Annotated in this window: 13 protein-coding genes; 4 read left to right on the forward strand and 9 right to left on the reverse strand. The window is 60.8% G+C overall.

Annotated features, from left to right (window positions below; all coding sequences use genetic code 11):
- The 4 genes from AB3X95_RS28130 to AB3X95_RS28145 form a co-directional block, all read right to left on the reverse strand.
- The coding region (locus AB3X95_RS28130; RefSeq protein WP_368623114.1) for a cytochrome P450 at positions 1-840 on the reverse strand (840 nt) is incomplete at its 3' end.
- Between the two features lie 38 nt (positions 841-878).
- Entirely contained in the window at positions 879-1,199 is a 321-nt protein-coding gene (locus tag AB3X95_RS28135) for a 2Fe-2S iron-sulfur cluster-binding protein (protein WP_368623115.1), read from the reverse strand.
- Between the two features lie 50 nt (positions 1,200-1,249).
- Positions 1,250-1,990, reverse strand: coding sequence for an SDR family NAD(P)-dependent oxidoreductase (locus tag AB3X95_RS28140; protein WP_368623116.1), 741 nt, complete (start codon positions 1,988-1,990; stop codon positions 1,250-1,252).
- A 114-nt stretch (positions 1,991-2,104) separates the two neighbouring features.
- Complete coding sequence (locus AB3X95_RS28145; protein WP_184228877.1) at positions 2,105-2,908, reverse strand: SDR family NAD(P)-dependent oxidoreductase; 804 nt, start codon at positions 2,906-2,908, stop codon at positions 2,105-2,107.
- Between the two features lie 326 nt (positions 2,909-3,234).
- Here AB3X95_RS28145 and AB3X95_RS28150 point away from each other — a divergent pair, with 326 nt between their 5' ends.
- The 3 genes from AB3X95_RS28150 (at position 3,235) to AB3X95_RS28160 (ending at position 6,345) form a co-directional block, all read left to right on the forward strand.
- The gene (locus AB3X95_RS28150) at positions 3,235-4,377 is read left to right on the forward strand and encodes a phosphotransferase (RefSeq protein WP_368623117.1); all 1,143 of its coding nucleotides are present in this window, start codon (positions 3,235-3,237) and stop codon (positions 4,375-4,377) included.
- A gap of 96 nt (positions 4,378-4,473) precedes the next feature.
- Positions 4,474-5,427: a spirocyclase AveC family protein gene (locus AB3X95_RS28155; RefSeq protein WP_368623118.1), complete on the forward strand. Its 954-nt coding sequence runs from the start codon at positions 4,474-4,476 to the stop codon at positions 5,425-5,427.
- Between the two features lie 42 nt (positions 5,428-5,469).
- On the forward strand, positions 5,470-6,345 hold the full coding sequence (locus AB3X95_RS28160) for an enoyl-CoA hydratase-related protein (RefSeq protein ID WP_368623119.1): 876 nt from the start codon (positions 5,470-5,472) through the stop codon (positions 6,343-6,345).
- A gap of 15 nt (positions 6,346-6,360) precedes the next feature.
- Here AB3X95_RS28160 and AB3X95_RS28165 read toward each other — a convergent pair whose 3' ends face one another.
- The 5 genes from AB3X95_RS28165 to AB3X95_RS28185 form a co-directional block, all read right to left on the reverse strand.
- Positions 6,361-7,944, reverse strand: a complete 1,584-nt coding sequence (locus tag AB3X95_RS28165) for an AMP-binding protein (RefSeq protein WP_368623120.1) — start codon at positions 7,942-7,944, stop codon at positions 6,361-6,363.
- A complete protein-coding gene (locus AB3X95_RS28170) occupies positions 7,941-8,789 on the reverse strand; it encodes an alpha/beta fold hydrolase (protein WP_368623121.1) in 849 nt (282 codons plus the stop codon). The genes AB3X95_RS28165 and AB3X95_RS28170 overlap by 4 nt, the downstream gene beginning before the upstream one ends.
- Positions 8,790-8,908: 119 nt before the next feature.
- Positions 8,909-9,826, reverse strand: coding sequence for an NmrA/HSCARG family protein (locus AB3X95_RS28175; protein ID WP_368623122.1), 918 nt, complete (start codon positions 9,824-9,826; stop codon positions 8,909-8,911).
- A 234-nt stretch (positions 9,827-10,060) separates the two neighbouring features.
- Positions 10,061-11,044 carry a phytanoyl-CoA dioxygenase family protein gene (locus AB3X95_RS28180; protein WP_368623123.1) on the reverse strand — a complete coding sequence of 328 codons (984 nt, stop codon included), beginning with the start codon at positions 11,042-11,044 and terminating at the stop codon, positions 10,061-10,063.
- Positions 11,045-11,083: 39 nt separating this feature from the next.
- Entirely contained in the window at positions 11,084-11,512 is a 429-nt protein-coding gene (locus AB3X95_RS28185) for a carboxymuconolactone decarboxylase family protein (RefSeq protein ID WP_176121383.1), read from the reverse strand.
- A 372-nt stretch (positions 11,513-11,884) separates the two neighbouring features.
- Between AB3X95_RS28185 and AB3X95_RS28190 the strand changes: the two genes are divergently transcribed.
- The gene (locus AB3X95_RS28190; protein WP_217710284.1) at positions 11,885-12,667 is read left to right on the forward strand and encodes a helix-turn-helix domain-containing protein; all 783 of its coding nucleotides are present in this window, start codon (positions 11,885-11,887) and stop codon (positions 12,665-12,667) included.
- Positions 12,668-12,673: the final 6 nt, after the last annotated feature.

Below are 12,673 nucleotides of genomic sequence, written 5' to 3' on the forward strand. Positions count from 1 at the left end.
TTCCTCCACCGCGTTGCCCGCCAGTTCCGGGTGTTCCGCCAGCTGACGACGATGCGCGGGATTACGAGCGAGATAGAGCACCGCAAAGCCCATGGTGGACGCGACAGTGTCGAGTCCGCCAAAGATGACGTTCACCATCATGCCGCGGATCTCTTGCTCCGTGAGGGGCCGGTCGAATACGGTTCCATTCACTATCGCGCTGATCAGGTCCGTACCCGGCTCTTTCTGGCGCTCACGAATGATGCTCTCCAGGTAGCCGAACAGCATGCGCTGCGACCATTCGCGACGCTCGGGATCGTTGGCGCGAACGCTCGCCTCGGTCCACGCAAGCAGATCGTCCAGATCGGTGAGCGGGAGGTTCACGAGCCGCATGAAGATCGTGATGGGAAACTTCATCGCGAAGTCGGCCATGAATTCGCATCGGCCTCTTTCCCGGAAGCTTTCGATCAACGAGACAGCCAGTTCACGGATCTCGCCTTCCATGTCGCGTATCACTTTCGGCGCGAAGAAGCGGTTGATCAGTGCGCGATAGTCGGCATGCTCAGGCGGATCGGCCGAGAGCGGCAAGATCTGCATTGTTGTACTAGCGGGCAGCGTGATTGCGCGCATGGAGAACGGATCGTGATTGCGCTGCGCGAATTCGATGTCTTCCGCTCGCGTGAGAATCCAGTGACCGCCGTTGTACGGCGTCCAGATGATGTCCGGACCATCGTGCAGACGTTTCCAGGCGCCGACGATGTCGGCTTCGCCGCCGGGAGGTTTGCTGAAATCCCAATCCACCACGAGCTCGTGAGGAACGTGGTCGGGGACTGGTACGAGAGGGACCGCGCTGTGAGACATGTGTGTTCTCCGCGAGCAGGTTTTCGCCGTGGGCTTTGTCAGACTTGCGAAGCGGGTAGCCGGACGACTAACCCATCGAGATCGTTGGTCAATTGAATCTGGCAACCGAGTCGGCTGTTGTTGTTGGTATCGATGGCGCCGCCCAGCATGTCGAGTTCCGCGTGTTTTGCAGGCGGAATCTTTGCGGTCCACATATCGTCGACGTAGCAATGGCAAGTCGCGCAATTGCAATAGCCCCCGCAGTCCGCGAGGATGCCGGGCACCGAATTGTCGATTGCTGCTTGCATTAACGACTGTCCGGCAATCGCATCGACGATATGCTCGGTGTTGTCGTGCTCGATAAACGTAATCTTTGGCATTTCAGTGTCCTAATGTTTTGCAGCCGTGCGAGCCACGCAGTCGCAGTTACCTAGCTAACAGTGAAGCCGCCGTCCGCGGCGATGATCTGTCCAGTGACATAGCTAGCGGCAGGGCTTGCGAGGAAGAACACGCTTTGGGCGACCTCGATCGGGGCGGCCATCCGTCCCATCGGAACCCGGCCTGCACCAACGATTGGTCCTCGAATCTTGAAGGTCGCGCTGATGTTCTTGCCGCCTTCGCTGGCCATGCCGCCTGGGAGGATAGAGTTGACGCGGATGCCATCGGCGGCGAACTCGCTGGCGAGTGATCGCGTGATGCTATCAACGCCCGCCTTCGCAGCGTCGTAGTGGGCATTGACGCCCCACAGCGTGGGTCGAAGTGCGCCAACGGAGGAAATGTTGACGATCGAGCCACCGCCGCCCTTTGCCTTCATGCGCGTGATAGCCTCGCGGCAACACAGAAACGTGCCCCGCAGTGTGACGTCCTGCATCTGGTCCCATTGTTCGACGGACATTTCAAAGAATTCGGCTTTCGAACGGTGAGCGGCGTTATTGATCAGAATGTCCACACCGCCGAACTTTGCATCGACGGCGGCGAAGAGTGCCTTGACGGATGCTTCGTCGGCAACGTCGACTTTGCATGGAATCGCGATGCCGCCGTTGGCTTCGATCTCTGCTGCTGTTGCGGAAGCGGCATCCGGGTTCAGGTCGGCGATCACGACATTGGCGCCGGCCTCGGCAAGCAGTCGCCCGGTCTCGCGGCCGAGACCTTGCGCAGAACCGGTAATCACGGCGGTCTTGCCCGTGAGATTGAAAATCTGCGCGAGGCGCGCGCCGATCTGCGTTTCACTAAACATGGAATGCTCCGGTTTGATTGGTCGATGAAGTTCGAGCCGCCGACGCCTTCAACTAATCAGAAATCCGCCGTCGAGCGTAATCGATTGGCCCGTCATATAGCGGCCCGATGGCCCCGCGAGATACAGCACCGCGGCGGCGATATCGACGGGGTCGCCCCATCCGAGCGGCAGACGTCGCTCCGCATCCGTACCGGGTCCGGTGAGTTGTCCTGTCTTCAGGCGAGCCTGCATATCCGGATGAAACTGAACCTTGCCGGGCACCGCGCCGGGCAGCACGCAGTTGACGAGAATCCGGTCTCGGGCATAGTCGAGCGCTGCGGACCGCACTAACCCCGCGACGCCGGCGCGCGCGGCGCCATAGGCGCCATTGCCATTAAGCACGGCATGGGTAGCGCCCATGGTGGTGACGTTCACGATGCGTCCACCCCGGCCTGCGGCGAGCATGTGCTTGATCGCTTCTCGCATGCAAAAGAACACAGACTTCAGGTCGATCGCCATGACTTCGTCCCAGGCGGCTTCTGAGAACTCTGTAAGCGGGCCGTTATTGGTCATCGCCGCGCAATTGACTACGATGTCCGGGCTGCCCCAAGTGGCCTTGACCTGATCGAATAAGGCAATCACCGACGCTTCGCGTTCCACGTCCGTCTCGATGGCGATCGCTTCGCCGCCCGCCGAAAGGATCTTGTCGACGACCGGTTGCATATGCGCGGCACTGTGATCCGCCACTACCACCCGCGCGCCGGCCTCGGCCAGAACCGGCGCAATATCGATGCAGGAATTGCGTCCCTTGTCGGTAACGACAGCGGTTTTTCCGCTAATCCCGAATAGCCGTTCAAGCACGGTCGTGGTCATCGAGTTGTCTCCTGTGGGGCTCGGTGTAGGCCTTTTTATGAATTCTAGCCACAACACCCGACAGAAGATGGTTACCGGATGGAACGATTAGAGTGAAGATATTTCACTAATTCTGCGCTCTCGCGAACCGTTGGAATGAAGCCGGCTCGGCGCGGTGTTAGCAGACGAGTTTGAAGTGGTGCGCAGGAAAGCGTACGTCGTTCTAAAAAAGAAACGAAAATGCCAGCCGGGATTTCCCTCGTTGCGAGCCCTCAGACGTGCCGCGCAACATGCGCGTGGACGATGTCGAGCACGAACGCACACGGAACTCACAGGAGCGCGTCAAGATGAGTGTTGCGAAGAAAAGCCTCGCCCTGACGGAATCACACGGGCCACAGTCAGACACCTGCAGGCTTCCGTTGCAGGTCGAGGAAATCACCCCTTCATGGCTGACCTCGGCGCTCGCCCAGAGCCATGAGGGCGTGGCGATTGAATCGCTGGCTATAGACGACGTGATGTACGGCACGGCTACCAAAGTCAGGGTGCGTCTCGCTTACAACGCAAGAGGACGCGAGCTTGGCATGCCGGAGTCTCTGATCGTCAAGGGCGGCTTCGTTCACGAGTATCGCGATCTGAACGCCTACATATACGAATACGAGGCGAGATTCTTCAAGGAAGTCCACCCGTGCTTACTTGCGAATGTGCCTGCCTGCTTCTATGCAGAGACGGACAGTCGAAGCGGGCAGTCAATCGTGATCCTCGAGGATCTACGTTTTCGGCAAGTGGAATTCTGTCGCGTGCAGCGGCCGCTGACGTTTGCGCAGGCGGCGGCAAATCTGGATGCCCAGGCGCGGTGGCATGCGCAGTTCTGGCAATCGCCTGCACTCGAGAACGGTGGCGAACTGGGCTGGCTCGCCGCGCAGGACCCGCTGCCCGACGGCGAGGCGGGCACGTATCACTGGGGCCAACTGAAACCGGATGTGTTCGCCAGCTATACACAGTTGCCGCGCGGCGCTGCAGTGCCTAAGCGGTTTCATGATCGTGACTGGATGGAGCAGGCGCTCCTCGATCTGCGTGCTTTCGACCGGATCGGGCCGATGACGTTTCTTCACGGCGACGTACACCTCGGCAACCTCTATTTCGACCGCGACGGCACGCCCGGCTTTCTTGACTGGCAGTCGTATCGACGCGGACCGTGGGCCCATGACGTCACGTACTTCCTGATATCGGCACTCGATATCGCGGATCGGCCGCGATGGGAGCGTGAGTTGCTCGAATACTATCTCGAGCGGCTTGCCTTTCACGGCGTGGACAAGCCGCCGTCATTTGAAAGCGCGCTGGATGCTTACCGGCGCCACATCGTCTATGGGCTGTTCTTCTGGCTTGTGAATCCCGTGGAATGGCAGGCAGAAGTCAACAATTGCGCAGTTGCGCCTCGGTTCGCGATGGCGGCGCTCGATCACGAGATTCACGACCTCATGGGCCGATAACCTGCATATGCGCTTGACGTAGCCACGTCGGCAGGAGTACATTTTTGCGATCGGCATTCACAAATGTGAATGATTGCGTGATCGAGGAGGCAACGCATGTCGGAAATGGTCGCCCCGCGCAGCAGTACAACCTGGCATAGGGTGTATGCGTGGGCAGCGCTCGGTGCGCTTTTCGCTTTTGCACAAAGCCGCGCCTATGTGGCATGGATTCGTTCACAGGACTTCCGCCCCGTGGAATTGGGCGCGGATCCGATTCCAGAGTCCGTGAAAGCGACGATCGACCATTACCAGTGGGTCAGCGTGCTGATCCTGATTCCAGTAGCGATCTGGTATGTCTACGGAATCGTCAAGAGTCGCCGCATCGACGCGGTGCGTTTGATGATGATCGGCTGGCTCTCAGCATATTGGCTTGATCCGTGGCTGGACTTTCTTCGACCGATGTTCACCTATAACGCCCATGCGCTGAACTTCGGCTGCTGGTGCCGTTTCATTCCGTTCTGGCAATCGTCGCATGCTCGCATCGCCGAGCCGATCCTAATCGACGCGCCAAGCTACTTCTATACCTTCACGGGCACCGCCGTGGTGGCGTTGTGGGCGATGCGTGCGACCCGCAAGCGTTGGCCTCGTGCCGGCAACCTGCGACTCGCGCTCGCGGGCTTCGCCGTGATCTGGATGACAATGGGCTTGCTCGACATCGCTGCCAGCCGGTTCATGGGGTTCGACGCGTGGCCAGGTGCGTTCCAGAGCGCTTCTTTCTGGGGTGGTCACTACTACCAGTTTCCGGTCTATGAGTTTTTGCTGTTTCCGTCTGCTTTCGTGGCGTCGGCCTTCCTTCTGCTGAGCGTGGACAAGAACGGACATACGGCCATCGAGCGAGGCGTCGATCGTATCGACTGTCATCCAGCGGTTCGCGCGGCGCTTCGGGTGTTGGCTTTCATCGCGTTTTGCAACGTACTGAACCTGGCCTACACGACCGCGATGGGTGTGCACGCGGTGTACGCCGATCCGTGGCCAGCAGACATGCCCAGTTGGCTTTCGAACAGCCGCTAGCCACACATTACCGGCCTCGTCAAACGCTACAGCCAACAACAGATGATGCATTGCCAGCCGCAGCGCTTCGCCGACGTAACGTATCGTGTAGAAGACGACATCGCTATCGTCACGATGGACTATCCACCGGTCAACGGTCTAGGGCTGAGGCTCCGCCGTGGGCTCGTCGCTGCGTTCGACGCAGCCCAACGCGATGCGCTTGCTCGCGCGATCGTGCTTACCGGCAGTGGACGCGGTTTTTCGGCGGGAGGCGACATTCGCGAATTCGGCACTTCTGCTGCAACCGCTGCGCCAGCGTTGTCGATGCATGTTCATCCGGTGATCGAGGCGAGCGACAAGCCTGTTGTAGCCGCCATCCACGGGTTCGCAATTGGTGGCGGCCTGGAAACCGCGCTGGTGTGTCACTACCGTGTGGTCGAGGACAGTGCGCAGATCGGTCTGCCCGAATGCAAGCTCGGCGTGATCCCTCTTTCCGGCACGCAGCGTTTGCCGCGCGTGCTGGGCCTCGCAAAGTCGATCGATTTCATTCTTGGCGCTCAGATCTTGCGCGCAGGAACGTTCCGCGGCACCGCGTTATTCGACCGGATCGTTGAGGGCGATGAGGAGCACCTGTTGCGCGTTGCGATAGAACTGGCGCGTGAGAAGGTAGGGAGCACGTCATTGCCGTTGATTCGCCGGCTGCCGTTGCCCGATTGCGATTCGGTTTCCGTGGTTGCCGAGGCGCGCTCACGCCTCAGCTGTAGCGAGGCGGTAAAAAGCGAGTGTCTGAATGCCATCGCCGCCGCGGCCGAATCGGCCGATTTCGATGCGGGTATGGCCGCGGCGCGTGCGATCTATGACCGGCTTATTTCGTCCGATGAGGTGTCAAGGCAGCGAGATCGGTTTTTTAAGTCTCGCCACGACGGCCCCGCTGGATAAGCATCGACCGACCCACTATTGCGCCACAAGCTGCTTGCGCAAATCGCCTTTTTTCACCTTTCCCGAAGCCGTGCGCGGCAGTTCTGAAACCACGCAAAGGTGTTCCGGCGTCTTTTGCTTCGCCACTCCCGCAGCGGCAAAGTGGGTCTGGACTGCGCTCAGATCGAGCGAGGTGTGTTCGTGCAAGACGACGACCGCACAGACTCTTTCGCCATATCGCGCGTCTGGCTGCGCGACGACGGCGACATCGCGCACGGCCGGGTGCGTGGCAAGCACTCGCTCTACTTCGAGCGACGAGATATTTTCTCCCCCGCGAATGACGATGTCCTTCTTTCGATCCGTGATGGTCAGGCAGCCGTTCTCGTCGACGCGGCCGATATCGCCGGTCCGGAACCAACCATCGTGCGTGAATGCGGCCGCATTGAGCGCTGGATCGGTGTAGCCGACAAACAACTCCGGTCCCTTGATCAGAATCTCACCGTCGCGTCCCGTAGGCAGGTCGCTGTCCAACTCGTCGACGACGCGCACCTGCGAGCCGGGTTGAATGCGGCCGTCAGTGCAGGCCCGGATATCAAAGGGAGAATCGGCCCATCCGACGCTCACTGTCGAATGCTCGGTCAGCCCGTACGCGCGGGTTCCGGCGAATCCGGCCTGGTCGGCGATCGCGACGTGCTCCGGCGTGACGCCTGTGCCGCCCAGGCCGTAAGACACGAGGGATGCCAAACTGCGTCCGTCGCAACGAGCGGCTTCTAGAAGTGCCTGGAGATGGAACGGTGTGCCGCCAGAAAGGCGCACGCGATACTCATCGACCAGTCGCGCGGCAAGTGAGGCATCCCATCGGTCCATAAACACCATCTCGGTGCCGGTTATGAACGGACGCAACAGGAAATTGAAGCCTGCAATATGACCAGCAGGGAAGGGTGTCATATACGGCCCTGGCCCGTCGATGAACGGAATCTGCCACTCTGCGCCTACGGTGCGATGAGAGTGCTGCACGCCTTTCGGCGAGGCTGTCGTTCCCGACGTGTACAGCAGCAGGCAGATATCTTCCGACGTTGGCAGGTCGACAGGGCGCTGATCATGCGTTGTCGCGGCGAGTCGTTGCAGCGCGCTAAATGTGATGCCGTTCGAGGGTGCCCGATCGCCAACGACGATAACGCGCTCGAGGTCGGGCGTGTTGCCAAGCGCGGCGACACGCTCCAGATAGTCGGTGCCGGACCAGAAGTCGGGCACGCAAAGAAATCGGGCGCGCGATTGTCGAAGGATGAAGCCGACTTCGGCGGGACCGTAGATGTGCACGATTGGCACGAGCACCGCACCAATCTCGAGTCCAGCCAGATATAGCAGCGCAGTCTCACGCTGCGTGGGCAGTTGTATTGCGATCACATCGCCTCGACGCAGGCCGATGGCTCTCAGCGCCCGGCCGATCTCCTTCGCGTCGTGCAGCAGGGACCGGGTGGTGCAAGTGTAGGCACCGCCCTGGGTATGAAAATGCAGCGCAGTGGCGCCGTGCTTTTCGACCGCGTGCGCAATCAGGGCCGAGAGAGGCAGCTCGGTCGACCACGGCGTTGTCATCGGTTCTCGCATGTCGGGGTTCATGCCAGCAATGCTCGTAGCAGGCTCACCAGCGCGAGTGGCTGGTCAAGCATCATGTGATGGCCTGCGCGTGGCATCGTGATGGGGCCCTTCGCGCCGGGAATCGCATCCACGATGCGGCGAGCGCGATCGGCGCTGACCACGCTGCTGCACTCGGCGTGAACGTAGCTGACGGGTACTGTGATGCGATTCAGCAGGTCTTCCTCGCCTTCGACCGGCTGGAGAACCCGCAGCTTCGGGTCGAAGCGCCATATCCAGCCGTCGGCGCTTTGACGAAGCGATGTTTGCGCGAGATGCTCCAGCAGCCACGGTTCGCAATCTTGTCCAGGGATGAGTCGAAAGCGACTGACGGCGGTATGCCAGTCCGGATAGGGGCGTGGCGGCGGGCGTCTTTCCACCGTCGGCAAATTGTCACCGCGTAGCATGAAATACGAATCGAGCACGATTGCATGCGAGAGACGATCGGGAAAGGTCGCGCACGCCTGAAGCAGACGCGATCCGCCAAAGCTGTGGCCGACCACGAGGCACGGTCCGGAGCCGATTGCATCCACGACGGCGACGAGGTCGCGCACGAAAACGCCGGCGCTGTATTCCTGCCTGTAGGCACTGTCGCCCATGCCGCTGAAATCCAGGGCGAAAACGCGAAAGCGATCGGTGAAGAACGGCGCAATGAAGTCCCACCAGTGCACGTGCCCAAGAAAGCCGTGCGCGAAGACGAGGGGCGGCTTAGCTGTGTCTTCGGCATTCCACGAGACATAGTGCACGCTGACCCCGCTGCCTTCGGTGAAGTGGGATCGACGCGGCTGAGTCATCGCGCCATCGAACCATGAGGGTGCACGGTCATTCATCGTGGATTTTCCATTGCCTGAGGCTTGCCCACACCGGTTCACAGACGGACGGTGCGGAACGAAATGACATACGAAGGACTTCTCGCACGTGCGACAGATCGATTGCTTCGCAACGACCGCTATGCGAGTGGGATGCGCTGTCGATTCGCATCGATCCAGTCCACCATCGGAGTGAGCTGGACACCACGTTCGGAAAGCGCATCGAGATCGACGCGATACCCGACCGCGTTGATCCATTCCTGTGCATTCACCCATCCCGGTAAGAGTCCCTTTGCTCTGGCTTCATCCGGCGAGACGTGCGAAACGCTGATCTGTACACCCATTACGTTGGCGAGGCGTTGCGCGACTTCGGACATCGTGAGCTTTTCGGACGCCAGCGGCACGGTGTGACCGTGCCAGCGTTGCGGATCGGTTAGCGCGCTGGTTGCGAGCGCGCCCACGTCGTCGGCGGCAATCCAGTCGAGTCGTGCGTCGGGTAGTAATGCGGTGAGCAGCAGGCCTTCGCGTAGGTGCGGAAACATCGCGGCTGCTTTCGGCTCAGCCAGATTGTCCATCATGAATGCGGGTTGCAAGACCGTCCACGATTCGAAACCCGCCGAGCGAACGGCCTCTTCGACGTCCCATTTGTCCGTCCAGTATTTTCGGTTCCAACGCCTGTCGTTCCAGCCGGGAAACGTTTCGTGATTGCCCGCCTGCGCCACCGAGGTATGAACGAACTGCGCGACGCCCGCGTTACGTGCTGCGTTGATGAGCGCAATGCCTTGGCGGCGTTCGCTGTCGCTGCGATCAAAATCAGGAAGGAGAACGGAGAAGACGGAACCAACGCCCTCCAGCGCTTTTTCGAGGGACTCGCTGTCGTCCAGATCTCCCTGGAGGGCCTGCGCATTCATTTCGACAAGTGCACGCGCAGCCGGCGAGTCTGGATTTCGCGTCAGGAAACGCACCTTGCGCCCAGCCGCAACGAGATGCCGAGCCGTGGCACCGCCTTGCATGCCAGTGGCGCCGATGACGAGTACCGCGTCGGATGAATCGATCATGACTTGTCCCGTGGTCGAACGATACGCAAGCCAGGCGTGTCATGCCTGGACGGTTCGCGCGCGATGCCGCTGATCCCGGTGACAGTGATTGCAGATGCGCGGCCTCGTGCTCCGAAGCACGCGTTCTGATATTAGCACGATGTTCAATTAATGGGGGGCGTGAGCCGATGCTTAAAAAACGTAAGGCGTGTGGCGGCGCGAAGACGAACCTCGTCTTCACGCCTGATGCGGCGATCAGTGCTGCGGCCGCAGCGTTTGAACGAGGTCGCCTTCATGCGCAACGATCACTTCGCAGCCCGGCTGATAAACGTCGGCGATTTCGTCTCCGCGCAGACGATTGCCCTGGAAACCGCGCAGATAGCTCGTCTCGTCGAGTCGCAGAACGTGTTCGCCATGCGCGTCGCGCACGACGATCTGGTCCGATGCGATCGACGTCAGCGTCCCCACATACGGCAGGCGCGGCTCGAACGGGAAACTTCCGCCGTGCGGCAGAATGCGCGTGTCGAGAGAAAGACGAAAACGGTCCGAATGATTGCTGAGGCCGGAGTGGGGCGTGCGTCGACTCATCAACAGCACGTCGCCCAAGCGGTAATTCGTGCGGCGCCATGCGTCTTCGGGCACGCTAGCGAGATCGATCGGGATGATCTTGTCGCCGTCTTTCCTGTGCAGGCACGGAAGCTTGTGCAATCCTTCCGCTACGGCCAGCCCGCCAACTTGCGCATCGATATCGCTGAGCGGAATCCAGCAGATGATGAAATCGAGCCGGTCGCTGTAGATGGCATCTTCATGAATGAAGTCGAAGCGCGTGCGGCTTTTGTCGATAGCGGGCGGCGACGTGCGGTATTCGGTGAACGGCACCCAGTAAAGCGGTACGCCGAACAGCCGCTGAAAGAACGCACGAATCGCCGGGTCTTCCATCACGGTGCGTGCGGCACGCTGTTCATTCATCGCCTTCACAGGAAAGAAGCTGAAGTTTTCGCGTTCTTTGCCGGTCCATCGCACGTCTCGATCGTTGCGGTCCACGAAGCCGTGGCTGTCGAGGTGGTCAACCAGCAGACCGCGCATGCGCTCCAGCGGCTCATGGTCCAGAACGTCGCGGAAAAACAGGTAGCCGTCTTCGTCCCATCGTGCTTGCAGCGCGGCGTGATCGCCGATCAGGTCGTTGGAAACGTTGAATTCGCGCATTGCCGGCACGATATCCACGATTGGTGTGCTCATAAATCGTCTCCTTAGATCGCGGGGCGCTCCGATGGCGCCTTACAGCAAGCCGCGTTCTTCCGAGGTGCGGGTGGTGGTGTCGATGCCCAGTTCCCGCAGCGTCTCGAGAACCGCCGTGGTAGCGGAGGCGACGGCAGGAAAGCCGACATACGGGAGCGCCTGCATGAGTACACCTTCGAGTTCGCGCGCGCTCAGACCGTTGCGCACGGCAATGCGGACGTGGTTCTTCAGTTCGAGCGTCTGCCGGTTGGCGATGAGGATGCCCAGCGTGACGAGGCTGCGCTGCTTGCGCTCGAGTTTGTCGTCGCCCCATACATCCGCGAACGCGTAGTTGACGGCAAGGCGCGAAATGTCGGATCCGAAGCCGCTGGACTCGCTCGCGGCGCGCAAGCCGGCTGCCTTGTCTTCACCCATGATTTCGCCGAACACCTTTAAACCGTAGGCAAGCTTTTCTTCGAGGTTCTTCACTTCTGTCTCCTGTTTAACCGCGGCGGCGCGGCTATTGGCAGCGGATGCGATTCCGCGTTCCCCGCCGTTCTGGTGGCCGGCGATAGCAACGATGATGCGTGCTAAGATCGCGGCGAAAGAGGATCAAAATCTGCATATTGGGGGATCGAAATTCGCAAGCCCGCCGCTCCGACTGAACCGGTAAAAGACGTTGCCGCGCTCGTGCTGCCAGGCAGCTATCTATCGAGCGTCGGCGCGCTCGTAGACGGATTCGCGCTGATCGCACGACACATATTTGGGCAGTTCGCTCCTCCCTACCGGCACACGATGAAGACGCAGGTGCGTCTTCTCGGCGCCAACGGAAACGACCTGGAGTTCGCCGGCGGGCGAAGGATGGAGAGTGACGGGAACCTGCTCGGCGATACCGAGTACCGCATCGTCTATGTCCCGGCTTTTGCGGTCGCCAGTGAAGAGGCACTCGTTACGCTCCTCGACCACGCGGAGCCCGTGACGGACTGGTTGCGCTGGCAGCGTGCGCGGGGAGCAGTATTGGCAGCGAGCGGCACGGCAGGGGCGCTGCTCGCGCAGGCGGGCTTGCTCGACGGTGGCCCGGCAGCGGTCCCGCGAGTGCTCAGAAGCCTGTTCCGGTCGCGCTTTCCAAAGGTGCGCGTGGACCCGGGTTCCACGATCGCCGAGCATGACGGCGTGCACACTTGCAGCGTGCCGGCAAGCGAGTGGCAACTCGTGGCCCGTCTGGTCGATCGTGCGATATCGCCGCACACCGCTCAATGGCTCGCATCGACGACCGGCACCGACGGCGAGCGCGAGGAAGGCCGCCTGACGAGCGACGATCCGCTCGTGAGCAGCGCGCAATTCTGGCTCGCGCAGCGTTTCGCTCAGGACTTCAAGATCAGCGAGCTGGCGGACCTCCTCGCCGTCAGTCATGCCACGTTGCTGCGTCGCTTTACACGTAGCTTGGGCGTGACGCCGCGTGCCTATGCGAGTTCACTGCGCATCGAGTCTGCCAAGAGGATGCTGCGCAACACGCAGATCTCCATCGAGCAGATCGCCGTCATGGTTGGCTATTCGGACGTGCGCGCATTTCGCAACATCTTTCGCAAGCACGTTTCGACGAGTCCTTCCGCGTATCGGCGGCGCGGCACCGACCGCGAGTGAAGGCGG

The sequence above is a fragment of the Paraburkholderia sp. BR13444 genome, assembly GCF_040948755.1.
Taxonomy (GTDB): domain Bacteria; phylum Pseudomonadota; class Gammaproteobacteria; order Burkholderiales; family Burkholderiaceae; genus Paraburkholderia; species Paraburkholderia youngii.